This is a genomic window from Streptomyces olivaceoviridis, from assembly GCF_014650115.1.
Classification (GTDB): Bacteria; Actinomycetota; Actinomycetes; order Streptomycetales; family Streptomycetaceae; genus Streptomyces; species Streptomyces olivaceoviridis.
Genome location: NZ_BMUI01000036.1, coordinates 21,698 through 47,534, shown reverse-complemented (window position 1 = coordinate 47,534; position 25,837 = coordinate 21,698). Strand labels below are relative to the sequence as shown.

General features: G+C 70.1%; 37 protein-coding genes and 1 pseudogene. 36 read left to right on the top strand and 2 right to left on the bottom strand.

Annotated features, from left to right (window positions below; translation table 11 throughout):
- Positions 1–92: 92 nt before the first annotated feature.
- Positions 93–248 (top strand): hypothetical protein, encoded by a 156-nt coding sequence (locus IE273_RS38115; protein WP_189819710.1) that lies wholly within the window; start codon positions 93–95, stop codon positions 246–248.
- 71 nt (positions 249–319) lie between these two features.
- Here IE273_RS38115 and IE273_RS38110 read toward each other — a convergent pair whose 3' ends face one another.
- The gene (locus IE273_RS38110; protein WP_189819709.1) at positions 320–1,078 is read right to left on the bottom strand and encodes a GntR family transcriptional regulator; all 759 of its coding nucleotides are present in this window, start codon (positions 1,076–1,078) and stop codon (positions 320–322) included.
- A gap of 263 nt (positions 1,079–1,341) precedes the next feature.
- Here IE273_RS38110 and IE273_RS38105 point away from each other — a divergent pair, with 263 nt between their 5' ends.
- From IE273_RS38105 to IE273_RS44155, 27 genes and pseudogenes are all read left to right on the top strand, one after another.
- Positions 1,342–1,746 carry a hypothetical protein gene (locus IE273_RS38105; protein WP_189819708.1) on the top strand — a complete coding sequence of 135 codons (405 nt, stop codon included), beginning with the start codon at positions 1,342–1,344 and terminating at the stop codon, positions 1,744–1,746.
- 287 nt (positions 1,747–2,033) lie between these two features.
- Positions 2,034–2,693 (top strand): hypothetical protein, encoded by a 660-nt coding sequence (locus tag IE273_RS38100; protein WP_189819707.1) that lies wholly within the window; start codon positions 2,034–2,036, stop codon positions 2,691–2,693.
- Positions 2,694–2,936: 243 nt separating this feature from the next.
- Positions 2,937–3,143, top strand: coding sequence for a DUF5999 family protein (locus IE273_RS38095; RefSeq protein WP_189819725.1), 207 nt, complete (start codon positions 2,937–2,939; stop codon positions 3,141–3,143).
- A 241-nt stretch (positions 3,144–3,384) separates the two neighbouring features.
- Complete coding sequence (locus tag IE273_RS38090) at positions 3,385–3,636, top strand: WhiB family transcriptional regulator (protein WP_189819724.1); 252 nt, start codon at positions 3,385–3,387, stop codon at positions 3,634–3,636.
- A gap of 167 nt (positions 3,637–3,803) precedes the next feature.
- The gene (locus IE273_RS38085) at positions 3,804–4,016 is read left to right on the top strand and encodes a hypothetical protein (RefSeq protein WP_189819706.1); all 213 of its coding nucleotides are present in this window, start codon (positions 3,804–3,806) and stop codon (positions 4,014–4,016) included.
- A 107-nt stretch (positions 4,017–4,123) separates the two neighbouring features.
- Positions 4,124–4,579, top strand: a complete 456-nt coding sequence (locus IE273_RS38080; RefSeq protein WP_189819705.1) for a TraA-like protein — start codon at positions 4,124–4,126, stop codon at positions 4,577–4,579.
- Positions 4,579–6,726 carry an FtsK/SpoIIIE domain-containing protein gene (locus tag IE273_RS38075; protein ID WP_189819704.1) on the top strand — a complete coding sequence of 716 codons (2,148 nt, stop codon included), beginning with the start codon at positions 4,579–4,581 and terminating at the stop codon, positions 6,724–6,726. The genes IE273_RS38080 and IE273_RS38075 overlap by 1 nt, the downstream gene beginning before the upstream one ends.
- Before the next feature lie 181 nt (positions 6,727–6,907).
- Positions 6,908–8,284, top strand: a complete 1,377-nt coding sequence (locus IE273_RS44830) for a DUF2637 domain-containing protein (RefSeq protein ID WP_189819703.1) — start codon at positions 6,908–6,910, stop codon at positions 8,282–8,284.
- A 9-nt stretch (positions 8,285–8,293) separates the two neighbouring features.
- Positions 8,294–8,458: a hypothetical protein gene (locus tag IE273_RS38065; RefSeq protein ID WP_189819702.1), complete on the top strand. Its 165-nt coding sequence runs from the start codon at positions 8,294–8,296 to the stop codon at positions 8,456–8,458.
- Positions 8,459–8,536: 78 nt separating this feature from the next.
- Positions 8,537–9,022, top strand: a complete 486-nt coding sequence (locus tag IE273_RS38060) for a hypothetical protein (protein ID WP_189819701.1) — start codon at positions 8,537–8,539, stop codon at positions 9,020–9,022.
- A gap of 195 nt (positions 9,023–9,217) precedes the next feature.
- Complete coding sequence (locus IE273_RS38055; RefSeq protein ID WP_189819700.1) at positions 9,218–9,724, top strand: hypothetical protein; 507 nt, start codon at positions 9,218–9,220, stop codon at positions 9,722–9,724.
- Positions 9,708–10,169, top strand: a complete 462-nt coding sequence (locus IE273_RS38050) for an RRQRL motif-containing zinc-binding protein (RefSeq protein ID WP_308437081.1) — start codon at positions 9,708–9,710, stop codon at positions 10,167–10,169. Before IE273_RS38055 ends, IE273_RS38050 begins: the two co-directional genes overlap by 17 nt.
- Before the next feature lie 104 nt (positions 10,170–10,273).
- Positions 10,274–10,879 carry a hypothetical protein gene (locus IE273_RS38045; RefSeq protein ID WP_189819699.1) on the top strand — a complete coding sequence of 202 codons (606 nt, stop codon included), beginning with the start codon at positions 10,274–10,276 and terminating at the stop codon, positions 10,877–10,879.
- Positions 10,880–10,980: 101 nt separating this feature from the next.
- Entirely contained in the window at positions 10,981–11,367 is a 387-nt protein-coding gene (locus IE273_RS38040) for a hypothetical protein (RefSeq protein ID WP_189819698.1), read from the top strand.
- A 96-nt stretch (positions 11,368–11,463) separates the two neighbouring features.
- Positions 11,464–11,958 carry a Pycsar system effector family protein gene (locus IE273_RS38035; protein WP_189819697.1) on the top strand — a complete coding sequence of 165 codons (495 nt, stop codon included), beginning with the start codon at positions 11,464–11,466 and terminating at the stop codon, positions 11,956–11,958.
- A gap of 99 nt (positions 11,959–12,057) precedes the next feature.
- Complete coding sequence (locus IE273_RS38030) at positions 12,058–12,633, top strand: hypothetical protein (RefSeq protein WP_189819696.1); 576 nt, start codon at positions 12,058–12,060, stop codon at positions 12,631–12,633.
- An 85-nt stretch (positions 12,634–12,718) separates the two neighbouring features.
- A complete protein-coding gene (locus tag IE273_RS38025; RefSeq protein ID WP_229887957.1) occupies positions 12,719–13,129 on the top strand; it encodes a hypothetical protein in 411 nt (136 codons plus the stop codon).
- A gap of 97 nt (positions 13,130–13,226) precedes the next feature.
- Positions 13,227–13,934 (top strand): hypothetical protein, encoded by a 708-nt coding sequence (locus tag IE273_RS38020; protein WP_189819695.1) that lies wholly within the window; start codon positions 13,227–13,229, stop codon positions 13,932–13,934.
- An 89-nt stretch (positions 13,935–14,023) separates the two neighbouring features.
- Positions 14,024–14,644 carry a hypothetical protein gene (locus tag IE273_RS38015; RefSeq protein WP_189819694.1) on the top strand — a complete coding sequence of 207 codons (621 nt, stop codon included), beginning with the start codon at positions 14,024–14,026 and terminating at the stop codon, positions 14,642–14,644.
- A gap of 17 nt (positions 14,645–14,661) precedes the next feature.
- Positions 14,662–15,003: a ParB/RepB/Spo0J family partition protein gene (locus IE273_RS38010; RefSeq protein ID WP_189819693.1), complete on the top strand. Its 342-nt coding sequence runs from the start codon at positions 14,662–14,664 to the stop codon at positions 15,001–15,003.
- Positions 15,004–15,043: 40 nt separating this feature from the next.
- Positions 15,044–15,616: a hypothetical protein gene (locus IE273_RS38005; protein WP_189819692.1), complete on the top strand. Its 573-nt coding sequence runs from the start codon at positions 15,044–15,046 to the stop codon at positions 15,614–15,616.
- Positions 15,617–15,660: 44 nt separating this feature from the next.
- A complete protein-coding gene (locus tag IE273_RS38000; RefSeq protein WP_189819691.1) occupies positions 15,661–16,458 on the top strand; it encodes a hypothetical protein in 798 nt (265 codons plus the stop codon).
- Between the two features lie 14 nt (positions 16,459–16,472).
- A complete protein-coding gene (locus IE273_RS37995; RefSeq protein WP_189819690.1) occupies positions 16,473–16,889 on the top strand; it encodes an NUDIX domain-containing protein in 417 nt (138 codons plus the stop codon).
- Positions 16,890–16,992: 103 nt separating this feature from the next.
- On the top strand, positions 16,993–17,295 hold the full coding sequence (locus IE273_RS37990; protein WP_189819689.1) for a hypothetical protein: 303 nt from the start codon (positions 16,993–16,995) through the stop codon (positions 17,293–17,295).
- 89 nt (positions 17,296–17,384) lie between these two features.
- Positions 17,385–18,065, top strand: a complete 681-nt coding sequence (locus IE273_RS37985) for a GGDEF domain-containing protein (protein ID WP_189819688.1) — start codon at positions 17,385–17,387, stop codon at positions 18,063–18,065.
- On the top strand, positions 18,062–18,520 hold the full coding sequence (locus tag IE273_RS37980; protein WP_189819687.1) for an ASCH domain-containing protein: 459 nt from the start codon (positions 18,062–18,064) through the stop codon (positions 18,518–18,520). The genes IE273_RS37985 and IE273_RS37980 overlap by 4 nt, the downstream gene beginning before the upstream one ends.
- Positions 18,517–18,798, top strand: a pseudogene (locus tag IE273_RS44155) (WhiB family transcriptional regulator); the annotation flags it as partial. The gene IE273_RS37980 and the pseudogene IE273_RS44155, both read left to right, overlap by 4 nt.
- Before the next feature lie 527 nt (positions 18,799–19,325).
- Here the strand turns inward: IE273_RS44155 and IE273_RS45365 are convergent.
- Positions 19,326–19,916, bottom strand: a complete 591-nt coding sequence (locus tag IE273_RS45365) for an HNH endonuclease (RefSeq protein WP_189819686.1) — start codon at positions 19,914–19,916, stop codon at positions 19,326–19,328.
- A gap of 141 nt (positions 19,917–20,057) precedes the next feature.
- Here IE273_RS45365 and IE273_RS37965 point away from each other — a divergent pair, with 141 nt between their 5' ends.
- From IE273_RS37965 to IE273_RS37930, 8 genes are all read left to right on the top strand, one after another.
- Entirely contained in the window at positions 20,058–20,300 is a 243-nt protein-coding gene (locus IE273_RS37965) for a hypothetical protein (RefSeq protein WP_189819685.1), read from the top strand.
- Between the two features lie 16 nt (positions 20,301–20,316).
- On the top strand, positions 20,317–21,435 hold the full coding sequence (gene dnaN, locus IE273_RS37960) for a DNA polymerase III subunit beta (RefSeq protein WP_189819684.1): 1,119 nt from the start codon (positions 20,317–20,319) through the stop codon (positions 21,433–21,435).
- Between the two features lie 16 nt (positions 21,436–21,451).
- Entirely contained in the window at positions 21,452–21,634 is a 183-nt protein-coding gene (locus IE273_RS37955; protein WP_189819683.1) for a DUF8839 family protein, read from the top strand.
- A 69-nt stretch (positions 21,635–21,703) separates the two neighbouring features.
- Entirely contained in the window at positions 21,704–21,949 is a 246-nt protein-coding gene (locus IE273_RS37950) for a hypothetical protein (protein WP_189819682.1), read from the top strand.
- A complete protein-coding gene (locus IE273_RS37945; protein ID WP_189819681.1) occupies positions 21,946–22,320 on the top strand; it encodes a hypothetical protein in 375 nt (124 codons plus the stop codon). Before IE273_RS37950 ends, IE273_RS37945 begins: the two co-directional genes overlap by 4 nt.
- A 160-nt stretch (positions 22,321–22,480) precedes the next feature.
- Positions 22,481–23,446, top strand: a complete 966-nt coding sequence (locus tag IE273_RS37940; protein WP_189819680.1) for an abortive infection family protein — start codon at positions 22,481–22,483, stop codon at positions 23,444–23,446.
- A gap of 119 nt (positions 23,447–23,565) precedes the next feature.
- Positions 23,566–24,771: a ParA family protein gene (locus IE273_RS37935; RefSeq protein WP_189819679.1), complete on the top strand. Its 1,206-nt coding sequence runs from the start codon at positions 23,566–23,568 to the stop codon at positions 24,769–24,771.
- Positions 24,768–25,688 carry a ParB/RepB/Spo0J family partition protein gene (locus tag IE273_RS37930; RefSeq protein ID WP_189819678.1) on the top strand — a complete coding sequence of 307 codons (921 nt, stop codon included), beginning with the start codon at positions 24,768–24,770 and terminating at the stop codon, positions 25,686–25,688. The genes IE273_RS37935 and IE273_RS37930 overlap by 4 nt, the downstream gene beginning before the upstream one ends.
- The last annotated feature ends 149 nt before the right edge of the window (positions 25,689–25,837 follow it).

Here is a 25,837-nt window from a genome sequence, read left to right as displayed (position 1 = left end):
TCGACTACACCACCCACGCAACCCACACCCACGCGTGCCCTTGTGGGACATCCTCCGCCGGGCCACGGCCGCGAGGGCGCCCCAGCGGTGCTGTGGCCATACGCATCGCAGTCATCCTGACCGCCGGATTGGTTGTCTCGGTGCTGCTCGTGGTGATCCGGGACATCGTCACCACCGTGGCCGGCACCAGCGCCACCGGCCTGATCCTCAAGGCACTGCTCACGACTTCCAGCCGGCGGGATCGGTGAGTGCCATGAGTCAGCCCCAACACGAACCACGAGTTCGCAGCACGTCGTCACTTGGCGGTGGCCATGCCGGGTCATGCATCGAACTCGTACTCCAGGACGTACGCCGCGGAGTCGAGGGTCATCTCGTTTACCTCTACTACGCGGCCGTCCTGATCGAAAGCGGTGCGACAGAGTTTGATGACAGGGCGCTCCGCTGGCATTTCCAGTCCAGCTGCCTCCTCTGCCGTGGGCAGTCGACTGCGGACCTCTTCGCGGAAGTGCACGGGCGCATGTCCGAGTTCAGCGAGACGGGCGTACGTGCCGCCCTCGCCTGCGTCTACGTCCATGATCGCCGAACCCTCGACCAGCGCGTGCGGCAGGTACGACGTCGCCAGCATGACGTGGCGATCCTCAAGGGCGAAACGGCGCGACCTGGCGCAAACAAGTTCGCCCTCTCCGAGGTCAAGCATGCGAGCGATGTGCGCGGGTGCCGCGACGATGTCAATGCGGACGTCGATTGTTGCCCGGCGATCATCGTCGGCGCTCCAGATGGACTTGCCAGCGCCCCACTGCTCTCGCGCCAAGCGCTGGATACCGTGTCGGCGAATAGGGCGGAAAGAGATGACCCGCGCTCCAGCCCCCTTCTTCGTCTCCACGAGACCTTCTGTCCGAAGGATCCTCAAGGCCCTGCGGGCCGTGAGAGTGGCGACGCCGTACTGCGACGCAAGGGTGTTCTCCCCCGGGAGCCGGTCGCCCGGCTCATAATCTCCGCGCTCGATCGCTGCCTTCAGGTCGTCAGCGATCTGCTGGGTTTTCGTGCGCTGCGCGCTGGTCTCTGTCTCACCTGGCATGCGTCTCCCTACCTCGTTACCGATCTTACGGCCGTTGGCTACCGAAGGGTCCGTCGGGGCGCTCTGATCGCGTGGGGAACCGCCCGCGAAGAGTACATCGTTACCGTACTTCTTGACATCGGTACCGAGGATCTGTGTACTGAAGGTGTCGCAGACCTCGGTACCGAGGTTAGGGCGGGGTGCCGAAGAGGTGCTGCTTCGCCCTGCCCACTCGCCATCGGGACGCCTCCCGAGCTCAGCACATCCGAGAGGAGCACCACTCCATGAACGTCACCTCCCGCCCCGCCGCCAGCATCGCCACCGAGCACTTCGACACCGAGACGCTCGCGCTGCTCGACGAGCTGGACGTTGAGATCCCCGAGTTCGGTGGGGTCGACCTGGACGTCGTGTTCGGTACTCCGCTGGAGATGTACGAGCCCGCCGGCACCCGGCGCGAGATGCGCGCCTACGCCGCCGCCATCGTGGCCACCCCGAACCAGAGCTACGAGCTGTCGCTCAGCCACGGGGCCGAGATCCAGGCCCGTGTCGACGCGGCCCGCGACATCCTCGCCGACGACCCCACGATCACCGCCCGAGTTCGTGAGCGCCTGGTCGACGTGCTCCTCCCCTACGCCGCGCAGCTGCGCACGTCGCCGGTCACCGCAGCGCCTCTCTTGGCCGCAGCCTGAAGCCACGGCCGCCGGGTCTTCGGACCCGGCTCCCCCACCCGGAACCGCCCCGAGGCGGCGCCGGATGAGGGAGCCGGACCCACGGTCCAGCACCCCTACACACCTTCATAAGTCTGGCTGTCCGTGCTTACACGCCGGCCGGGGTGACGAGTATGACGCGGTCCCCCGAGAGCGCAGCCAGTTGCGCCACCCGCAGCCGTTGCGCTGCCTGTCCGTCACAGACCGCCCGCCTTCACGGGGACGGCCTGCGGCGGGCCGAGAACGCAACAGCAAGGGAGACGACAGACATGCGTCACAACGGCCGTGCCCCCCTCAAGGCCAGCCAGATGCGGCCCGAGCACCTCAGCCTCCGCGAGAACGAACCGCGCCTTGCGGTCTGCCCCGACTGCGACACCTGGCACCGTCTCAAGAGGTCGATGATCCTGCCCCACCGCGACGGCACCCCCGTCGAGAAAGCCGACCGCCGCTACTTCGGCGACAAGCCCTCCGGCGGCCGCCGCTGTGATGGCAGCGCACAGCGCATCGTCATCGACATCACCCCGGAAGAGTGGGCCGAGCGCCTACTCGAGGCCGAGACCACGGCCGCCGGCCGCCGCACCGCCCGCCCGATCCGCAAGCCCCGCCCCCAGGCCGCGCCCGCGCCGGTCCAGATGCCCGCCGCCACCCGCCCGCTGCGCGAGCAGCTCGCCGAGCACCTGCAGAGCGACTGCCCCCGCTGCCGCGCCGGCCGCTGCGTGCGGGTCATCGAGCTGCGACAGCGGATCCGCCGCACCGCCGAGATCGCTTCCGCCCCGGCTGTCCCGATCTACGGCCAGCTCCGCACCGCCTTCCGCGAGCACCGTGCCTCCTGCACGCCGTGCAAGAACGGTGCCCTGTGCGACGCCGGTCACAAGCTCGCCGCTCGGATGACCAGCATCGCCCGGCAACAGCTGGCCCGCACCGCCTGAACACGGACGATCACCCACGGCCGCCTCCACCGTGTCTCCCTGGTGGGGGCGGCCGTGGTTGCTCGTACGACCAGCCTGAAAACACGACAGCCCCGGCGACTTGAGACCCCCGGGGCTGTCTTGCAGCCCCGCGCTGCCCAGACGCGCGCCGCCGGCCTTCGCGGTTGTCGGCGCGCGGTGGAGAGCGCGGCGGACCCGCCTCGCATCCCCTACATCCCATTGGAGGGTCACATGACGAGCTCCTTGTGCACGCATACGCCGACGTGTCCGACCGCGGACAGCGCGGATCGGGAGGCCGCCATCGTCGTGGCGCACCACCCGGAGCAGGGCTGGAGCCTGCTGTGCAACGGCGTCCTGGTCTTCGACGACACCGGCGAGCTGCTGCCGGACGGAAGCGTCGTCGCCCCGCATCGGCCGACCGGCACCATCTCGCTTGCCGCGGCCGCCTGACTCCCCGCGCTGCCCAGACGCGCGCCGCCGGCCCTCGCGGCTTTCGGCGCGCGGTGGAGAGCGCGGTGGCCACCCGCTCTGCCAACCGCGACAGCCCCCAGGGACCGGACCCCCGGGGGCTGTCCAGGACCTGACTGGAGGCCCTGATGCCCGTCAGCATCGCACGCCCGATCGGCACCACCGACTCCGACCCGGACATGGACGAGGCCCTGCGCCGCGCCCGCGCCGGGAAGTGACCGCCGTGGACTGGCGTCACCAGGCGTCGTGCCGCGAAGAGGACCCCGAGCTGTTCTTCCCCATCGGTAACACCGGCCCGGCTCTGCTTCAGATCGAGGAAGCCAAGGCCGTCTGCCGTCGATGCCTGAGCCAACTCGCCTGTCTTTCCTGGGCGTTGGAGTCCGGGCAGCGCGACGGCGTGTGGGGCGGGCTGTCCGAGAACGAGCGGCGGGCGTTCAGGCGCCGCACTGCCCGCGCCCGGACCCGCGCCACCTGACCAACCCGCACCGCTTCCTGCGTTGCCCAGTCGTCTCCGGCCCGCCCCGCGCGGTCCGGGGGCGGTGGAGAGCGAAGGAAGACCCGCTCCCCTCCGCTCTGTTCGGCCCTCCCCGCGATGGCTGAGGAGCACATCCCAACGCCCCTGCCCCTCATCAGGAGGACTTCATGGTCACCATCCCCCTCGCCCTGCTCGCCGGCGGCGGCATCTGGCTGTGCTGGCGCGCCGAGATCCGCGCGGGCGTCCTCGTCGCCGCCCTGCTGTGCGGCTACGCCCTCGCCACGTCCCCGCTCGCCGGGGCGATCAACGGCATCGGATCCGGCATCGCCACGGCGGTGCAGAACGCCGGTGACGACCAGGCGGCCAGCAGCAGCCGGTGAACCTGCCGCCTGCCTGTGGCCCCGGTCCCGCCCGGCCGGGACCGCGGGGAGGTGACAGAGCCCCCGCCCGCACAACCCCCTCCCGCCCCATCAGAAAGGACCGCTTCATGAGCGACGGTGACGAGGCGATCGGCACGAACCTGGCGCAGCTCGTCAAGCAGCTGGACGCCATCGAGTTCCGCACCGACCGCGACCTCTACAAGTACGCCCGCATCCTGCGCCAGATCGGCTTCGAGCTGTACATGCGCATCGGGATGGACGCCGACATGGTCACCGAGATCCTCAGCCAGTACAAGGGCAAGTGGTGGACGTTCGGCGCCCAGAGCAAGATCCGCGCCAAGCTGGTCGGCGGCCACCTCAAGGCCGGCTCGACCGCCGCGAAGGTGTTCGGCCTGTCGGGCGTGAAGATGTACGCCTCCTTCGTCAAGCACTTCATCAAGCCCGAGCAGGAGGCCGAGGCCGAGGCCCGCAAGGGCAAGGGCAAGTCGAAGCCCGGGTTCTCCATCGGCGACAAGCCGTCGGACAGCGCCGGCAAGCCCGGTGAAGCAGGAAGGGCCGCGTGATGGCACGCCGCATCTCCAAGGCCAAGAGCATCGACACCCGTACCGAGGAAGAGCAGCAGCAGGACCGGGCGCGGCGGCTGCGCTACGGCGGGCCCTGGGCGATCACCGCCCTCGGGCCCGTCCTGGTGGAAGGCGCCCACGTCGCGGTCTCCGGGAACCCCGCCGCACTCGCCCTGGCCACTCTGGGCATCGCGGGCACCGGCGCCGCGCTGTGCAAGTTCCTGGGGCACCTGGACAGCAAGGCCAAGCGGGACAAGGACACCGTCCGGCTGCACCAGGTCAACTCGGTCGCGGTCACCGCGGCCGCGACGCTCGGCACCATCACCGGCCTCGACACCGCCGCCACCGCCAGCACCTGGGCGATCGGCGGCGTCGGCCTGGCCCTGGCCAACAACCTCTGGTCCAGCTTCCACAAGAAGGGGTCCGAGAAGGGCGCCTCCCGGTGGGAGAAGCTGGAGGCCGAGATCGGCCTGGCCAAGCACGAGCTGAAGGAAGCGAAGTCCAACGGCAAGGGCACCGTGATCGCCACGGTGGAGGGCAAGGACGGCGCGACGGCTGACGAGCTCGCCCGGCGCATCCCCGCGATGGCCTCCGCGCTGAAGCTGGGCAAGGGCCGCATCACCCACACCGTGGACGATGACGACTCCTCCCTGATCACCATGCGCGTTCAGGTCGCCGACCTCCTCAAGGAGGGCTTCCCCTGGCGCGGTCCGTCCGCGTTCGGCGCGTCCATCGGCGACGTCCCGATCCGCACCGGCCGCTACGAGGACGGCGAGGACCTGCTCCTCAACCTCACCGGGCAGCTGCGCGATCCTGGACCGCTGTCGAACGGCAACGTCGAGCACGCCATCGCGATGGGCGTGAACGGCGCGGGCAAGACCCAGGGCAACCAGCTGATCATCACCGAGTGCTGCACCCGCACCGAGGTCAGCGTGATCGTGATCGACTGCTCGAAGTTCCAGCAGGACTTCGGGCACGTGCGGCACGGCATCGAGTGGCCGATCGACAAGAAGGACGCCGCCCGGCGGTTCTTCAAGATCCTGCCGACCGCGATCGAGAAGCGCACCGACTTCCTGGCCGCCAAGGGCCTGAGCAAGTGGGAGCCGGGCTGCGGCCTGAACTTCCTCGTCGTGATCGGTGAGGAGGCCGCGGACTTCGCCGCCGACAACGAGCACTACCAGAAGATCCTGCGCACGGCCCGCGCGGCCGGCATCTGGATCCTGACCTCCATCCAGCGCGCCACGCACAACAACATGGACACCGACTCCCGGGCCAACTCGCCCGCGGGGCTGTGCTTCGGTCTCCGTGACGGCGCCGACGCCCAGTACTGCCTCCCCGACGAGGCGATCGACGCCGGCGCCTGGCCGCAGTGGGGCAACCGCAAGCCGGGCTACCACTACGCGGCCGGCCTGGGCATCCCGGAGGAGCGGTGGCACGTCACCGCCCGCACCGAACTGGCCAGCAAGCGCGACCAGGCCGACGCCGTCACCGCCGGGGCCGCGATCCGCACCCCGCTGGACACGATCACCGCCGAGGCGTTCGGCGACCTGTACGTCAACCGCACCACGTACGACGCCCCCCTGCTGCCCAAGGAGGAGGGAGAGGACAACACCGTGCAGCAGGCGGCCCCGTCCCCGTCCCCCGCCGCCCCGCCGGCCTCCCCGGCCGTCGAGGCGTCGCCGGCCTACTCCGGACCGCCGGACGAGGAGATGGACGACGTGGACGAGGAGACGATGGCGGCCGAGGTCGAGGAGCTCAACGAGATGCTCAAGAACGTGCTGGACGAGGACCCCGAGCCCGGTCAGTACGACCACCTGCGCATCGAGGACGAGATCGAGCCCCCGGCCGAGGACACCCCGGTCTTCTCGCTGCCCAGCCTGGTCGAAGAAGGCGACCGCATGAGCCCGGAGGAGTGCAAGTCGGCCATCTTTGCTCGGCTCGACAAGTGGCTTCGCGAAGGCAAGGCGAGCTTCGAGCCGAAGGAGCTCAACGACCTCTGGATGAGGGTCGACCTGGAGGGTCAGCGCTCCTGGTGGAACCGGCTGCGTAAGCAGCTTCTGGACGACGGCGTCATCTCCAAGGACGACTCCGACGAGGGCTACGGGCGCTACGACCTGATGCGCTCCCCTCTCTCCGACAGTAACTGACAGTGGCGAAAGGTGGATGCGAACTGTTCGTGATCTGCGAACAGTTCGCAACCCGTCCCTCCCTTAGAAACTCTGGGGTGTTCTCCCGCGCACAGTCCAGAAAGTGATGGTTTGTCGCCCGCGAACAGTTCGCGAACACCCCTCGCCGAACACTGCGCGAACACTACGGAAGGTAATCGACATGGCAGACCGCCCCAAGGCGCCGCCGCCCTTCACCAAGGCCCAGAAATGGGTCATCGCCATCGCTGGAGTCTTCTTCGCCGGCCTCGCCGGGCTCGGCGGATACGGCTCCTTCGCCGCCGTCGAAGACGTGGCCCGCGCCCGCGGCTTCGGAGGCCACTCCTGGATCGTCCCCATCGGCGTTGACCTGGGCATTCTCGCCCTGCTCACCGTCGACCTGGTCCTGGAGCAGCTCGACATGCCGCTCCCGCCTTTGCGATGGCTCGCATGGGCCTTCACTAGCGCAACGATCTGGTTCAACATGGCGGCAGTAGATCCCGATTTGCCGTGGCCGGATCGCATCACTGGGCAGGGCATGCACGCAGCGATGCCGCTGCTGTTCATTGCCTTCATGGAGGGTGTCCGCCACGCCATCCGGCGCCGCACCGGACTGACCAGCCAGCGCCGCATGGACGGCATCCGGCTCAGCCGCTGGTTCCTGGACCCGCCCGGCACCTTCGGCATCTGGCGCCGCATGGTCCTGTGGGAGGTTCGCTCCTACCGCACCGGACTGATCCTGGAGAAGCACCGCCGCCAGAAGATCGGGGACCTCAAGGCCGAGTACGGACGGGGCTGGCGTCGCAAGGCCCCCGCAGAGAAGCTGTGGCCCCTGCGCGGCGGCATGCTGGACCTCGCACTCGAACTTACGGGGACCACCGAGGGGACCATCCCCGCCCCCGGCGGGGACCACCCGGCCCTCCCCACATCCCTCGCAGCACCGATGGCCCCCGAACTGGCTCCCGCCCCGGGGGCCATGGCCCCCGCACTGGCCCCGGCGGTGCAGCACCCGGTCCCCGCCCCGGCGGGGACCACCACCCCGATCACCCCCGCCACCAGCGAAGAGACCGGCCCCCGCCCGGCAGGGACCGCTGCCGCCCGCACCCACACGCCGGGGACCATCACCGTCAAGGTCCCCACCGACGCGACAACGGACGGGGACCACACCACCTCGCAGGGGACCACCGGTGAGGACCACGAGCCCCGCACGGGGACCACCTCCACCCCGGCGGCCTCCGCACACGGCCCTGGCCCCCAGCGCCCGCTGTTCTACGGCCCCCTCGCTGAGGGCCGCCACCCCGAGGCGGGCCTCGCTCAGGGGACCAACCCGCGCGCCCGCGAGCACCAGGCGCCGCCCGCCCGACCGGACATCGACGACGCCAAGCTCGCCGAAGCCCGGGAACTCGCCCGCGGCATCATCCGCGCCGGGTCCGGCAAGGTCTCGCGCCGCTCGCTCAAGGCCGCCGGCCTCACCGGAAAAACCGAGACGCTCCAGGAGATCGCCGACCTCCTCAACGAGGAGATCGCCAACGGCGACCTCGTCCTGGACGAGACCGCGTAACGACCTGTCATGACCGGAGAAGAGGAGGAAGCCGCCGTGGAGATCACCTTCGACTTCACCGAACAGCGGGATGAGCCGATCGAGCTGCTGCCCAAGCCCGGTCCCGGCCACCCGCCCACGATCCTGATTCAGAGCGAGGTGATGACCGCCCGCTGGCACGAGCTGACCGACTGATCCTGCGGCCGAGTTGTTGAAGCCAGCTCGGCCCCACCGGCCCGCGCCGCACAATCAGCACAAAGACAAGGAGGCACGGTGCACGGTCTGCCCGATCATGAAGTCCTCGGCCACGTCAGCAACATGCACGCCGCGCGAGAGGAGAACGGAGACGTCGTACTGACCGCCTTCGTAGACGGCCACGACGGCTCCACCGGTTTCGTCAAGCTCACCCTGAACGCTGCCCAGATGCGCGCGCTGCTCCTGGCGGGCACTGACGACCTCTTCACCCAGCCCGGAGAGGAGGAAGCCGGTACTGACCCGGCAGGCACTGCGCCAGCCGACCCGCTCACCCCGGACGACGCCCGAGCCGCCCTCGACACACAGCTCGACCGGTGGGTACGGCAGGGCAAGCGGCTGTTCACCCCCAAGGACGTCAGCACGATCGTCGAACGCGTCGCCCTGACCGACCAGAAGCGCTGGTTCTACCGCGAGCGCGACCGTATGCATGAGGTCGGGATCATCCGCGAAGACGCCCAGTTCGGCCACTACGAGATCCTCAAGTCGCCGCTCGCACCTGAGTAACCCTTCACCCGCCATACCGCGAGGCCCGTACCGCACACGGTTCGGGCCTCGCTGCTGTCCAAGACGTTCCGACAGCTCCAAGGGCCCCGAGGTGTTGAAGCCACCCCGGGACCCCTGAAGAGGCCGGAGCCTCCCCGGGCGATCACACGCCAGCGGTCACGACCCGGGCTCCCCACGGATGAGGAGGACACCATCATGCCGTCGAACGGCGAGCAGACCCAGCCCATCTACTACCCGGCACCGCTGCCGCCCCAGTACGCGCAGCCGCCCGCCCCCGCGTACGGACAGCACGTCGTCCCGCTCCCCCAGGGCACCGTCGTCTACCCGCCGACCGCCGGCGTCGACGGCGTGGTCGTCGTTCCCGGCCCGGCCGGGCAGTCCGTCGCCTACTACACCCCGCCGCCCGCCCCGGCCCCGCAGCCCCTCGTCTCCCCGCTCCTGGTCAAGGCCGCCCTGGTCGCGTTCATCCTGGGCGTCGGCGGCATCGGCCTCTACTTCCTGATCGGCGCCCTGGTCGCGCTCGTCCAAGCGCTCGTCACCCTCGGCCTCATCGCGCTGGCGGGCCTGGGCGGCTTCGTCCTGCTGAAGATGTTCAGCACCGGCTCCGGCCGCGGTGGCACCAACGTCCACGTCCAGGCCCGCGGCCGCGCCCGGGTCCAGGTCCACACCGGCCGTGGACACAACCGTGGCCGCCGCCGCTGACCCGGCCACCGCGGAGAAGCCGGCCGTCCAGGACATCGACCTGTACGGAACCGATGACTTCCCGGTCTACCGCTGGCGCCAGGCCCCCAAGGGCCTGGCAACCCGCAGGCAGCTGCGCGAGATGCGTTTACGCCCCGGCGGCCAGGCCCCGGTCGCAGCGATCGAGTGCCGGGGTGGCAAGCGCCGGGCCTGGCTCTACGAGATCGACCGGGCCCTGCCGATCCGGCCGATGACCCTCGCCAAGGAGATCGCGCTCGACAAGGCGATGGAGGCGCGGCAGCGGTGCCCCTTGTGCCGCCGGAGGTACTTCCACTGCCTCCCGCTCAAGACGCTCGGCTCCTGCCTTGAGTGCTACGACGGCACGCCCGCCGACCCGCACTCCTACCTCAACCCCCGTCCCACCGCGCCCGCGCAGAACTGCGAGGGCGGTCTGGCGGCTGCCTGATCCACCCGTCCCGGCCGCTGCCGGGACGGGTGGTGACGGGGAGCCGGACAGCCCGGCCACCGAATCTGCGCCCATCTGCCGACCACCGCGAAGGAGACTCCCCGGTGATTGAACCCACCGATCCCCGCGAGCCCAAGCCGACCATCCCGCCGCTGCACACGATCGCCGACAGCGAGCGCCAGCCGCCCCGCGTGCCCTGGACTGCGCCGCCCCGGCCGGCCCCGATCCGTACCCGCGACGACATCCCGCCCGGCGCCCTCGCCATGATGGCCGTCGGCGGCGTCCTCGCCGTCATCCTCGTCCTGTCCGTCGGCGTGCCCCGCCTGATCGACTGGTACCAGCACCAGGACTGGGCGTGGGCCACCCAGTGGATCGCCACCATCGCCGACCCCGTCCACGCCTACCTGGCCGCGCACACCGCCGGTCTTCCGCTGTCGGCCTCCAGCGCGTTCGTCATCTGGCTGGGCGTCGGCGCCGTCAGCCTCGTCCTGGCCTGGGTCACCGGTGCCTTCGGCGCACGTCTGACGTGGACTGCCCACGGCATCTGCACGGCGGCGATGGTGTTCGACGCCTCCCCCGCCGCCGGCCGCCCCGTCGCCACCGCGCTGGCCGTCCTCGCCTGGACCATTGGCTCCCTCTTCACGCTGCGCGGCCTGTCCCTGCGTCCGCTGATCCACCTGCACAACCACAACCACCCCCCCGCCCGCTGACGGTCTGGCGGCTGCCTGATCCACCCGCCCCGCCGTACGCGGGCCGGGTGGTGACGGGGAGCCGGACAGCCCGGACCACGACTCGACAGCAGGAGCTGCTGATGGCTATCGACATGAGCAAGTTCGGTGGAAGCCGCTGGGTGAAGTCCCATCCGAACAACGTGCACACCCACGGCTCGACCGAGCCGATCCTGAGCGTGCTGGATGTGCGCGGCTTCGAGCTGCGTGACCTGTTCCTGATCGGCCTCAACGACCGCTGCGGCGCGATCGTCCTGCCGACCGAGTCCCGGGCTCAAGCGGCGGCGGCCGCCTTGGAGCCCGCCTACGAGACCCGGGTCTATCTCATGGGCAAGCGGGGCGGTGAGGACGTGTGGGCCACGGACTACACCCTCCGCGAACTGGACGGCACCACCCTGTCGGCCTTCATCACGAACCTGACCCTCAAGGACGGCAAGCAGGTCATCAAGGACGGTCGCTGGGTCGGCTGATGCACCGGTCTGCCGACTGCCTCCCCCTGCCCGCGCCACCACCGGCACGGGCAGGGCGGTGGGGAGCCGGACAGCCCGGCCGGAAGGGAACCGACCATGCCTCTCGGCACCAGCCCGGACACCGCACCCCTGGCCGCGTGCGACCCGGGCAAGAACCTGGACGACGCCTGTCACGACGTCGAATCGAAGATCAGCCGCACCGACAGCAAGGCGTCGCTGCTCCTGGCCTTCAACGGCGCGGTCCTCGCCGGACTCGCCAGCGTCGCCGACAAGAACCTGCCGCTGCCCGCGCAGTTCGCCGGCGGCACCGCCGTCCTTGCCCTCGCGGCCTCTGCCGTCCTGCTGCTCCTGGTCGTGCGCCCCAACCTTGGAGGCCGCGGCCGCGTCGTCCGTGAAGGCTTCCCCTGCTGGGCGCAGCTGAGCGAGGACGACCTGCTCAACGCGATGCGGCAGGACACCCGCCTTACCCGGGTCAGGTCGCTGTCCATCATCGCCGTCGCCAAGTTCGAGCGCCTGGCCCGCGCGGTCGACATCATCCTCGCCGCCCTCGCCCTGCTCCTGGTCGCCGCCGTCCTCGCGGTCGCCGGATGAGCAGCTGGCCGTACGCGCTCGCCCTGGTCCTCATCGCCGTGGCGGCCACCATCACCGCCCGGTACGCCCACCGCACCGACACCGACAAGGAGTAGGCCCGTGGCCCTCACCCTCTTTTCCCGCCGCCCCGCCCCCGTCGAACCGCTGGCCCCCGAGCGGTGGCCCGACATCGGCGAGACCTGGAAGCCGGAAGGCGTCACCGTCGTCCAGCGGTACTACAACCAGGCGAGTGCAGTCGTCCTCGTCTACACCGCCGACGACGGGAAGGCCGGCATCTACTACGCGGTCGCCTGCCTCGGCTGCCACTTCGCCTCCGCGCAGGACGGGCGGCGTACCTACAACACGCGTTACAGCCTCGCGGACGCCGCGAAGGTCGCCAACGAGCACGCCACGACCTGCCGGGCGTTGCCCCGCGACCTCCCCGCCCGCCCGGACGACGACACCGCCCGCGAGCAGCTGCACACCTGGGTGTGCGGCGCCCGCCGCCGCAAGGAAGACGTCCAGCTGTGGCTTTCCGACCTGGACCTGATCCGCCTCACCCTCCAGCGCACCAACGACTGGATCGTGGGCGTCCTCCAGCAGCTGGCCGTCGACCAGCCGGAGGTCCTGCGCATCGAGCGCGACCAGTACAGCGACTACGTCTCTTACTACGCACGCCGTCTCCCGGAGGACTGACCGGCGCTCTCCGTGCGCTCCCGGCCGCCGCCCTTCCCCGGCGGCCGGGGCCGTGCGGTGTCCGCCCGGTCACCCGGACCAGGCGATGGAACCTCCCCGGGAGGTCACCGTGCCCCTCACCCGCCGCTCCCTGATGGACGCCGCCGCCGCGCGCTTCGGCTGGCGCCGCGTCTACGGCACCACCACCGAGGTCGACGCGCTGCTCACCGAGCAGTCCGAGACCGCCTACCGCGAGGCCGCCGACCACGCCGCGCTCGCCACCGTGAAGAACACCGACGCCCTGGCCGTGCAGCCCGGCGTCCTGGACGCCCGCGGCCGGATCCTCGCCGACGTCCTCTACCTCGAGGGCGTCCTGACCGGCGCGCGCACCCGCGGCCTGCCCAGTGAGGTCATCGAGCGCTTGGAGGACGTCGTCGACCACGGCCACGAGATGACCGTGCTGCTCGCCGACGCCGTCCGTTCCACCGCCGCCGCCCACGCGAGCAGCGGCAATTAAGACGCCCGGGACGGCCGCTGGCGTGCGGCCCGGCCGTCCCGGAGCCACCCCTTCCCCCACCAGAGCGCATCCGACAGAAGAAGGAGCTTCCCCCATCATGAACCGAGCTGTTCGCCGCGCCACCATCACCGTCGCCGAAGCCGCGACCGAGGGCCTGGACATGGTCACCGTCGTGATCGGCGGCGCCATCGGCGCCTGGGCGGGTTACACCTACTCGCCCGACACCTGGTCCGGCGACTGGCGCCTGGCCATCGCCGGCGGCGTCGCGGTCGTGGCCGCCGTCGCCATCAACACCCTGGCCGAGCTGTTCCTGAACCCGCTGCGCCGCCTGCTCACCAAGGCCCGCAGCACCGCCCAGCCGACCACCACCACGCGCACGCGCACCGCCCCGGCCGCCCCGGCCACCCTGTCGGAGGGCCTGGCGCAGGTCGCCGCCGCCACCGAACGCGACGCCGCCTCCCGCGCCGCCTCCGACGCGTGGGAGCTCGACCAGGGCGACGGTTTCCTGCGGGACGAGGACCGGTGGCGCGGCTACGAGGACGCCACCGCGTCCTTCTTCCTCGCCCCCGGCGTCTGGCTGCACTACCGCACCGAGAAGAACGAGTACGGCCGCAGCGCGGCGCGCTTCACGCTGCTGACCGGTGACGGCGACCAGCCGGTGCCGATCGCCCACGTCCAGGAGATCCGCCACCAGCTCGCCGCCCGCGCCGCGGGCCTCCCGGCCGCCCCGGTCACCGACAGCAGCGACCGCGACCAGGACGACGTCCTGGACGACGACCTCACCGGCCTGCACGCCACCGCCTGACGGGCTGCCCGTGCCGCCCCGGCCCTTTCGCGGCCGGGACGGTGCGGTGGCCAATCAGATCTCTCCCCGAGCCGGAAGGCCCTCCCCGTATGAAGCCCGCCCAGATCACCGTCATCCGCGACGGCCTGCTCACCTCTCACCGCCTGACCGCCGACATCACCGAGACCGTGCCCACCGCGCAGCGCCTGGTGAAAGAGCACTTCGGCCGGCGCCCGCTGACCGCCGTGGAGGTCGTGGTTACCTCCACCAACCGGATCGCGATGCTCGCCACGATGGCGCAGGGCGCGGCAGCCGGACTGAAGCCGGAGGCATGGGAGCGCAAGTCGCTCACCCTGACCTCCCGCCCGCACGACCTGTACTCGGTCGCGGTGATCGCCCCGAACAACACGGTGCGCGTCCTGGTCAACGCCACGCGGCTACGCCGCCGCCAGCGCGAGATCGGCGCGACGCTCGTGTGGGCCTTCGTGGAGGTCGACCAGCTGTGCCGCAAGGGCGCCTGGGACCACCGCATCGCCCTGACCCGCCACGAACTGGGCGCCAACGTCCTGCCCAAGCACAAGGCCCGCGCGCTGTACCGGATCGAGGTCGCCTGGGAGGCCGAAGCCGCCAAGGCCACCGAAAAAATCATCGGCACGGTGATCCGCCAGAACCACCAGGCCGAAGCCGCCGCCGACCGCGAAGCCCAGCAGACCGCGCCCGCCCCCAGCTGAACAGGAAGGAGCCCGGCGTGAGGTACCGCGGCCGCATGCGGACGTCGATGCTCAACGACCGGCAGATCATGCCGACCGACTTCCGAAAGTGGGACGACGCCCGCCGCCAGTTCGCCCAGGGCAAGGACCGGCAGAAGGTCGACAAACTCAAGGAGTCGATCGAGGCAGACGGCCTCGAAGTACCGATCCTCCTGTGCGTCAACGAGCGCTGGCACGACATCTACGTCTCCGACGGACACCACCGGGCCATCGCCGTCCAGGAGCTCGGACTGACCAGCTTCCCCTTCCACTGGCACTGGATCCGGGCCGGCGTCCACATCGAGCACGAACCCTTCCCCTACGAGCTGCTGGACCGCTGACTACAGCCCGCCCTCACCCACCACACGCACGGAGGACCCGTTGCACCGCACCCTCACCGACAGCCCGAACGCACGCCTCACCGCCATCGTCGCCGACGTCCTCGGCACCGACTGGACGCTGCCCACCGTGCCGGAGTGGCCCGCCGTCTTCACCAGCGAGACCGCCGACCGTGACCTGACCTGCTACCCCGACTGGAAGAACGGCCGGATCATCTTCGAGCTGTCCCCCGCCGGGGCCGCCTCGGGCGATTTCGACCGCCGCCTGTTCGCGAAATACACCCCCGACCTGACCGGCCACGACAGCATCGACGGCTGGCTCGCCGACGGCGACCTCGCCGCCGTCGCGGACGCCCTGGCCGTGATCCTGGAGCGGCTGATCGAACTGCCTCTCCCCGAGCGCGTCCCCCTCGCCGACCCGCTGCACACCGAGCGCGAGCGCCTGGCCGAGCAGGCCAGGGAACTGGCCGCGAACGCCACGTACTTCGCCGCCGGCCTCATCTGGTCCCAGCCCGTCGGCGACGACGCCGAAAGGCTCGCCACCCTCGCCCGCGACCTCGCGCACACCGCGACCCGCGTGGACGAGCTGCGCGGCCACAAGAACCCCCGCCGCTGACCAACCCGCCCATCACCAGCACGTTCCCGACCACGGAGGACTCCATGGCACGCAGCGCCCGGCCCGTCGTCCACTACATGGCGACCCGGCCCGACGGCACCGTCCCGCCCACCTGCGAGCACCTCGCCCGCTACGCCCACGAGCACGGCGAGACCGTCCCGACCGTCAACCTCGCCGACCACATCGGCCAGGTCATCGACCACCCCAGCCCCGGCCAGAAGTGGTACACCGACAAGCCCTTCGGCTACTTCCACATGTACACCCGGCCCGGCGAGATCCTGGAGCGCATCGAGGACGGCTGGCCGATCCGGCTGTTCGTCGTCGAGCCCCTCGGTGAGACCGGCAACTGGGGCGACGACTTCGCCCCGTACTGGCTGATGTCCCACCAGATCCGCGTCGTGGAGGAGACCCGGGCGTGGCAGGCGTTCGGGCACCGCGGCGAGCAGGTCCTGGCCGTCCTCGCCCAGCTGCCCGACCTCGCCCGGCAGTGGGCCACCGAGTGGGCCGCCGACCCCGAGGACACCCGCCGCACCTACGCCAAGTGGGAAGAGCGGGTGGCCGACACCCGCGCGCTGACCGACTGGGCGCACTGGCGGGCGCGCTACTCCCGCCGCTCGGCCGGCCTCGCCACGGCCATCCAGCTCGCCGGGGACGCCGCCGCCCAGGCCGCCACCGACGCCGGCGCCGAACCCCACGCCGTCGCCCCGATCCGGCTGCGGGCCCGCTGCCTGGTCGCCGGTCAGCTCATGTTCGACCGGATCCGCACCGGCGAGTACGAGCAGTCGATCCGCGCCCTGCTGCTCGGTGCCGGACTCGACACCCCCGCCCCCGTCCCGGCCTGAGCAGGAGGCACCAGATGAGCACCGACACCGCTGACGAGACGATCCGCTACACCGCCGACGTCGTCCTGCTCGCCGCCGGGCATGTCCTGCTGATCGAGCGGGGCTGGGACCCGTTCGAGGGCTACTGGGCGCTGCCCGGCGGGCACGTGGACAAGGGGGAGACCAGCCTGGACGCCTCCATGCGCGAGCTGGAGGAGGAGACCGGCATCACCGTTCCGGCCGACGACCTGCGACAGGTGGGCGCCTTCGACGCCCCCGGCCGTGACCCGCGCGGCCGGTACGTCAGCGTCGCCTACACAGCAACCCTGCCCGCCCTGGTCGCGCCGACGGCAGGGGACGACGCCACCGCCGCCCGCTGGTGGCCGCTGACCGCGCTCCCTGACCTCGCGTTCGACCACGCCGACATTCTGGCGCGCGCCACGGCCGGCTGACCTTCCCCCGCGGGACGCGGCGTTCCTCCGTGCCGCCCCGGCCATCGAGGCCGGGGCGGTCGCGGTGTTCCGCCACGACCAGCGCAGGAAGGAGATGGGCGTCATGCCGAAGCCGGAGTTCTACGAGGTAGACGTCCCGATACACCGCACCGACCAGCAGCTGCACGGGCTGCACGTCTTCACCGGTCAGGCCACCTCACCCAGCGAGGCCCTGGCCCGCGCCCACCAGGTCTACGACGCGGCGCTCGCCGCGCGGAAGGCCGGACTCGCCAATCCCGGCCGCCAGGACGGCGGCTGGGGAGCGAGCGGGATCCGCGACGGCTGGGAGCTGGACTGGCGGGCGGCGAAGGCCGGGCCGTGGTCCAACCCGTTCAGCTGGATCAGCACCAGCAGCTACGTGCTGTAGATACGCCCCGAGGCAGACGCACAACGGCCTGGTAACCGACGCCTGCCTCGGGCCACCCATCCCGTACAAGACGAGAGGGAGCTCCCAGTATGGCCTCCATCGCGCGCGTACACGCTTCGTCCGGACAACGCGCCCTGATCATCACCACCCTCGTGGTGCCGCTGACCGGCTGGACCGTCCACGCCGTCAGCCTCCACCGCAAGCTCGCCGCCGCCCGCCGCGACCCGCTCACCGGACTGCTCGGACGTGACGGCTACACCACCCGGGCCCGGCAGATCACCGACCGGCACGGCGACAACGCCCTGGTCGGCATCGTGGACCTGGACCACTTCAAGGAGATCAACGACGGCCCTGGCGGGCACGCCGCCGGCGACCGGGTCCTGGCCGCCACCGCGCAGCGCCTCACCGCCTGGGCGGGAAGCCGCGGTGCGGTCGGCCGGCTCGGAGGGGACGAGTTCGCCGTCACGGTCCGGATCGCACCAGCTCGCCGCGAACTCCGGCTCGCCCAGCTGGTCACTCTGCTCGCGCAGCCCGTCCAGATCGACGGCGGCGCCCTGGTCGACGTCGCCGCGTCGGTCGGTGCCGCTTCCCCCGACGTCCTCGGTACGACGGACCTGTCCGTGCTCCAGCGGGCAGCCGACGCCGCGATGTACGCGGGCAAGCACACCGGCCGCGCCGTGCTCGCCGACCGCTCCCACGCCACCGTGCCGTCCATCAATGGCCGGTGCGCCGGGCGGCCCGGTACCCACACCCTCGGAGCCGCCGCGTGAAGACGCCGACGCTCTACGCCCCGGACTCCATCCGGGGCATCACCGTTAAGCAGCCCTGGGTGGCCTGCATCCTGCACGGCGACAAGCGCGTGGAGAACCGGCCCAGGGCCTGGGCGCCGGGCTGGCGCCTGCTGCACGCCGGAGCCGAGACCGACCGGGCCGCGCTGCGCGACCCGCTCGTGGCTCGCACGGTCCGCGGCCTGGAGCTGCCCACCCGCGCCGTCCTCGGCATCGTCCGCATCACCGGCTCCCACACCGACACCGGCGAGCCGTGCAGTCCCTGGGGGCAGCCCGAGTGTGTCCACCTGGACCTGGACGACGTCCACCCGCTGGCCCTGCCGGTCCCGTGCGACGGACAGCTCGGCCCGTGGCGCGTCCCGCTGGGCGTGTACGAGCGCGTCCTTCTCCAACTCCCTGCGCACCTGCGCGAACTGCTCCCGGAGGCCGCGCTATGAGCCGCACCGGCGTCGCCAACTCGCCCCCGTACGCCGATCCCGACCCGCGCTTCCCCTTCCCCCACAGCCCCACCCCGACGCGCTGCCAGACCGACCCGAAGCTGTTCGACTTCGCCAACGGCGACCGCACCAACGACCGGGCGGCAACGGAGAAGCGGCTGGCAAAGGCACGCCGGGCCTGCTCCGGCTGCCCCATCGTCAAGGACTGCCTGCGCTGGGCGCTGGTCAACAAGCCGCTCACCAAGGTCGGCATTTTCGCGGCCACCACGCCCGGCCAGCGCACCGCCCTGCGTAAGCGCATGGTCGACCGACTCGGACCCGACTGGATCGACGTCCTCGCCGACCAGGACCAGGCCCGCCGCGAGCGGGCCGCCGCCGCCCGGCACAACCCGCTGACCATCAGCCAGGCCCGGATCGTCCGCTTGGACCGCGAGATCAACGGGCCGATGCCCAATGCTACATCGACGCCGACACCGACCAGGTCCCGGTGTGGACCGAGGACGGCGCCTGGGTCGGCGTCGCAGACACCCCGGCCGACATCGGAGAGCTGCTGGAGGCGTTCGAGCAGCGCCACGGCGCCGGCGGCGAACAACCGTAGGACTCAGGCATGCCAATACGACCCGAGAACCGCCATCGCTACCCGCCCGACTGGCCCCAGATCAGCCTGGCCATCAAGGAGCGGGCCGGGTGGCGGTGCGAGTGCACGGGCGAATGCGGCCGGGGCACCCACCCCGGCCGCTGCCCCAACATCCACGACGGCGCTGCCTACGACAGCGGCTCCTACGTCGTGCTGACCGTGGCCCACCTAGTGAGCGCTACGCATCTTCCAGTGGACTTTCATGTGGCACGAGCGACACAGGCAGACCAAGTTGTCGAGCTGGTTGGCACGCTCGTGCCCGTCGACCCCGAAGGACTTGAAGGGGATGACGTGGTGAACGATCGGGCGCTGGCCGAGTTCGTTGCGGCTCCGTCCGCAAGCGGTGCACGATTCGTTGTCGCGCTTCCAAGCGGCACGACGCGCGGCTTGCCAGGTGGGCCCGTAGTAGCCGAGATGCCCGCCCGTCCACAGTGGATTGTCCTCACCAGTTGGCGTCTGAGTCGCCCACCATGCCAGGCGGCAGACGTCTCCACAGAACCGTCGACCTGCCCGCAGATGGAACCGGGAGACCCGGTACTCGGTTCCGCATCCCTCACAGGTACCGACGCCGAGCGACCCCTTCGACCGGCTCACAAGTTCTCGGCGACAGGGCTCAGAACAAGTGCGGACGTTATCCGCCGCCTGCTGCGCCGAGATGCGGACTACCTGAGTGCAGACGGCGCACTCGATGCTGCGCTTGCTCCGACGCTTTGCGCCACCGACACCGGGGCGTTTGATGCCCTTCCGCTGCTCGGACATGAGCTGCAGCCGGCAGTCAGCGGAGCAGGTTCGCCTGGGGCGCTTGGGGTCATGCGGGAAGTCGTTTCCGCAGGAAGCACAAGCCAAGTGAGCGGGACTCAAACGTGGTCGAGGCATGCCTATCTTTACCATCTGGGCTACTTGCCAGAGAACTGTAATCCGGTCAACCTGCGCGCGATGTGTCAGGGCTGCCACCTGCACTACGACGCCGGGCTTCATGCCGTCACCCGCGCCCAGACCCGCGCCCGCGCCCTGGCCGACGCCGGACAGCTCGCCGTCGACGTCGGCCCGGCCGCCGCCCCGGTCATGCCGCCCGCTCGCCCGCAGGCCCTGCCCGCCGCCCCGAGCGCGGCAACCGAGCAGCTGCTCCTGGACCTCCCCTGAAAGGGGCACCCCGCCTGTGAAGCTCACCATCGGCCACGCCGACCTCGCCGCGGCCGTCAGCTACGCCGTCCGCAGCCTGCCCGCCCGGCCCCCGGTGCCGGTCCTCGCCGGCCTCCTCCTGGACGCCACCGGCGACCGGCTGCGCGTCAGCGCCTTCGACTACGAGGTCAGCGCCGACACCAGCGCACCGGCCACCGTCACCGAGAACGGGCGCGCCCTAATCTCCGGACGGCTGCTGTCCGACATCGTCTCCACCGTCCGCGGCGACGTGCACCTCGAACTCACCGGCAGCCGACTACTGCTCAAGGCCGGCTCGGCCCGCTTCATCCTGCCGACCCTGCCCCTGGAGGAGTACCCGGCGCTGCCCGAGCCCGGCGCCACCGCCGGCACCCTTGCCGGGCCCGCCTTGGCCGAAGCGGTCGCCCAGGTCGCCTGCGCGGTCAGCCGGGACGAGTCCCTGCCCATCCTCACCGGCATCGGCCTACGCCACGACAGCGAAGCGGCCACCCTCACCCTGTACGCCACCGACCGCTACCGCTTCGCCGTGCGCACCCTGCCGTGGAAGGACGCCGACCTCGCCGACACCAGCGCGGTCATCCCCGGCCGCGCTCTGATCGACGCCGCCAAGGCCACCGCCGCCGACACCACCGTCGACCTCGCCCTGCCGACCGGCGGCTCAGGCCTGTTCACCCTGCGCAGCGAGCACACCACGACCACCATCCGTGCCCTGGAAGGCGAGCTGCCGAAGTACGACGCGCTGTTCCCCACTGAGTTCGCCCACACGGCCACCGTGGAGATCGCCGCCCTCAAGGCCGCCGCCCAGCGCGTTGCCCTGGTCTCCACCAAGAAGGACGCCCCGATCAAGCTGACCTTCACCGCCGACAGCACCCTCGTCCTGGAAGGCGGCACCGGCGATGACGCCCAGGCCGTCGACAACGTCGACACCAGCCTCACCGGCGGCGAGCTGACCATCGCCTTCAACCCCGCCTTCCTCCTGGATGGCCTGAGCGCCCTGACGGCCGAGTCCGTCCAGTTCGACTTCACCTCCCCCACCAAGCCCGCCGTCCTGCGCGGCCACGGCAGCAACGACCAGGCCCTGCGCTACCTCTTCATGCCGATCCGGCTCTCCATCTGATCCCTGGAGGCACCCCATGCCCGACCAGCAGCCCCAGCGCAACGTCCTCGAACGCTTCCCCGCCGGCGGACCCCGCGGCTCCTGGCCCGCAGAAGAGTACGCCGCCCGCCAGCAGGCCCAAGGGCAGCCCGCCCGGGTCGTCATGGACCTGCGCACCGACAGCTTCCTCGTCATCGCCGACACCCCCACCCAGGACTGACCGCCCCTGGCCGGGCCTGACGGAGGCCCGGCCTTCCCCTGCTCACCCACCGAACGGGAAGGACCGACCGTGGCCCGCATCCGAATCTGGATCGACCCCCAGCACCGCGACGGCACCGTCTGCGAGCACGCCATCGCCCCCTCCGGCAAGCCACGCGACCCCAAGGCCGGCTGCACCGGCCGCGCCCGCTACCAGGTGATGTGCAGCGAGCACGGAGCCGTGGGCGAGCCCCAAGGTCTGCGCACACTCGCCGAGTCCACCCAGACTGCCCACCGCGACAGCCACAAGGCCGCCCTGGCCCGCCCCGCTGCGTGACCGCCCGCTTCCGCCGCTGCGGTCACGGCACCGGCCCCCTCCACCCCGGCGACCACCGCGCCGTCGCAGAGTTCACCGCGATGCTCACAGCCCGGCAGAGGCCGGCCCCGTGGACCGGACATGGCGACGTCGCCGTACGGATCACCCCCGACGGCCGCGGCCTGGAACGCGGACGACCAGCTGAAGGCCAGCGGCCGGACGCCGACCCCGTCGCCCTGGTCCTCATCCACCCCGACACCGAGACCGCACTCACCAGCACACTCCAGTGCGCCAGGACGCGAATCCACGGCGCGTGGACCGACCCCTACCGGCTCCTCACCGACGCCTTCGCCGGGCGACCCCTCCCGGCCGACGTCGACCTGACTATCTGAGAGCACGCAGAGGCTCCCGCTGTCCGGACCCAAGGTCGGGTCCGGACAGCGGGAGCCTTTCTGTGTTTCGGCCCATCTTTGGTGCCCTCGGGTTCGGACCTGGGCTCCTAACTGGGGTAAAGCAGCAGCGCCAACGGTCCAGAAAAACGATGATGAGCTGATGTCTACTGCTGACGACCGACTCGCGCCGGGACGCCGAATCACGCTGGTGACACGCCGGGACCTCTTCGACTACATCCGGACCGATGGAGCGCCTTGGTTCGGGCGCCTGGATGAGATCGCCTTTCTGTCCCGGTTGTACGACCTGGACGCTTTGCCCTCGGATGACCGTCGCTTCGCCACCGCGCGCGAAGACATCTACCAGCACTGCGTCAGGAACCCCGGTGACTGGGATCAGGACTGGGTTCTTACAGACGCTCGGTTTGGTCTGGACAACGGATCTGACGAGCAGTTGCTGGGCTTCTTGGTGCAGATGGTGCACCCCGTGGTGTGCGCTGACCCGGAGCGTGCGGAGGCGATGCTTTCCGAGTTCAACAAGATGCTCAGCCGCGACGGGTGGGTCCTTGAACCGCAGGGTGAGATGTCTGGGCGGCCCGTCTACGCGCCGGCTTTGCTGGGAGGACTACCGAACAGTGCAGTCAGCAGTGCACACGCGGTGGCGGTGCGTGTGGACGCGGAGTACATCGCACAACAAGTCACGCGCATGGAGGGCGCCATCGCAGCGGAACCTGAACTCGCGATCGGAACGGCGAAGGAGTTCATCGAGAGCATCTGCAAGACGATCCTCGACGAACGGCAGGAGCCCCACGGCAAGAATGACGACGTCCTGGCGCTTGTCCGCAAGACCACCAGGTGCCTGCAACTCATGCCAGACCAGCTCGACGCTTCTGCTCCGGGGGCGTCCACGGTGAAGCGGATGATGATGAACTTGGCACAACTGGTACAGGGCGCGGCCGAGCTGCGGAACACCTACGGCACGGGACATGGCCGTTCGAAGGCGCAGGCCGAGCAACGTCTCACTTCGCGCCACGCGCGTCTGGCAGTTGGCGCGGCATCGACTCTTGGCGTCTTCCTGTACGAGACGCACGAGGGGGGAGCATCCGGCGTGACTGGACCAGGGCTGTGACTACGTCGGGGGTGCTTACCCGGTAAGCACCCCCGACGTGCAGGAGCTAACGCCATTCTGGGTGAAAACTGCGGGTCGACAGGCGATACTCGATCACCGACGGCAGTATGCTGCCGTGCATGGCATCTCCTACAACAGGAGGTGAGCGGGAGAAGCTCGTATCCAAGCTGCCCGCCTCCCTCCGGCAAGCCCTCAAAGTCCGGGCAGCACAGCTCAGTACCGATGTCCAAGACGCTGTCACCGACGGCATTCAGGCCTGGCGTGCCCACCCCGAATTCCTGCGCTCGATCGACACGTCGGGAGCCGAGTCCTTTGGAACTTGGCTGCCTGAAGGCCTGTACGACGAATTCAAGCAGGACTGCGTCGCCCGCGGCGTTTCCTACATCCAAGGCCTTGCGCAGTCCGTAGCGCTGTGGCTCGAGCAGAACCCTGCAGACGACGAGACTGCACCCACGCGCCGCATCATCGTCTGCAACCAGAAGGGCGGCGTGGGCAAGACCGCCGTCACCGCCGGCCTTGCTCAGGCCCTGGCCGAAGCTCCCCACGGACTGCCAGGGAAGACCGACAAGGCCAGAGCAGTCGCCACAACCGCGGCAGGTCTCGGACTCCGGGTCCTCATGGTCGACTACGACCCCCAAGGGCACCTTTCCCACCAATTGGGACTCAAGGCCATCCCGGCAGGCGCCGAAAGCCTCATCACGCACATGCTCAACAGGGAGCAAGCCGGTACCCCCCTGATCGAGCTCACCGTCGTCATAAACGAAGCCCGCTTCGGCGACCGGCTGCGGATCCTGCCCGCAGCATTCGATGCCTTCCTGCTCGACTCCGGCCTCACCATGTTCCGCGGACCCCGGCATGCCGCACTCGAACGGGCCCTGGCCCCGCTGGAAGAGCACTTCGACGTCATCGTCATCGACTCACCTCCCAGCCTGGGGCTGGCCATGGACGCCGCCATTTTCTACGGGCGTCGGCGCGATGGAGAGAAGCCGGGCTCGTCAGGGCTGGTGATCCCTGTTGAGGCTGAAGACACCTCTGCGCAGGCCTATGGCATGCTCATCAACCAAGTGGACTCGCTCGCCGGCGACTACGACATCGACGTCGACCAACTCGGTCTCGTGGTCAACAAGTACGACTCGCGCCGCGGCTACATCGCCACCTCATCGCTCGACAAGTGGAAGAGCCTCGGCTCTCCCCCCGTCCTTGCAGTAATCGGCGACCTGAAGGAACAACGCGAAGCCGTACGGCTCCAGCGGGCACTGCTGGCCTACGCTCCCGAATCAGACCAGGCCCACCACATGCGTGAGATCGCCCGGAGGCTGTCGTGAAGAAGTCCGAGGCCCTTGGCGGATCCGCCACGTTCGACGCCGTCGCCCAGCCGATGAGCAGCCGTGCCGCGAGTTTCGCTGCATTCGCCGGACAGACCCCGACGGCTCCGACCGTCACCCACAGCTCACTCCGGGTCCCCGTCGACCAGCTGGAACCAAACCCCTACAACCCTCGCGCCACCCTCGCCGCCATAGAGGAGATGGCCGACAGCCTCACCAGCAAGGGCATCATCCAGCCCCTCACCATCGTTACCCGCGAAGCATTCCTCGCAGCGCACCCCAATCACGCCCAGGATCTCTCATCAGCTGAATACGTCGTCGTTGACGGCAACCGCCGCCTCGCCGGCGCGAAGCTCGCCGGCCTCGACGAAGTCCCCGTCCACGTCGATGACACGCTCGCTCACGATGCCGACACCCTGCTCGAGACCGCCCTCGTCGCAGCTGTCCAGCACGAAGACCTCGAGCCCCTCGATGAGGCCAAAGCCCTTGAACGACTTGTCCAGGTCCACGGCTCGCAGCGCGCCGTGGCCCGGGCACTGGGTAAATCCAGCGGCTGGGTCACCCAGCGCCTTGCTCTGCTGAAGCTCACTCCCGAACTCAAGCAGGCACTGGAAGACAAGACGCTCCCGGTCAAGGTTGCCCGCACTGTCGGACAGCTGCCCGAACAGCAGCAGCAGAGTGCCGCAGAGGAGGCACTCGCGCAGCGTGCCAAGCAGAAGGCGGAGTCCAGTCGGAAGCCGAAGGGTGCTTACCCGGTAAGCACCCCTTCGACGGGCGCTCCCAAATCTCAGAGCGCCCCCGCGATGGCCTCCAGCGCGCAGCGGACGGATAAGGATCTGGCGGCTCTCGCTGCAGACCTGAAGCAACGCCTTACATCGCAGCAGATCGAGGAACTAGTTGAGTTGCTCATCTCCTGACGGCTGGGTGCTTACCTGGTAAGCAACTGGCTGCATTACAGGGGCTGTAACCGGTGCGTCCGGCTGCAGCCCCTCAGTAGGTGTTTTTGATCCCTGGCTGTGAGCTGCGCATACCTGGATGATCTGGTGTGTGGGGGCTGGCGGGACGG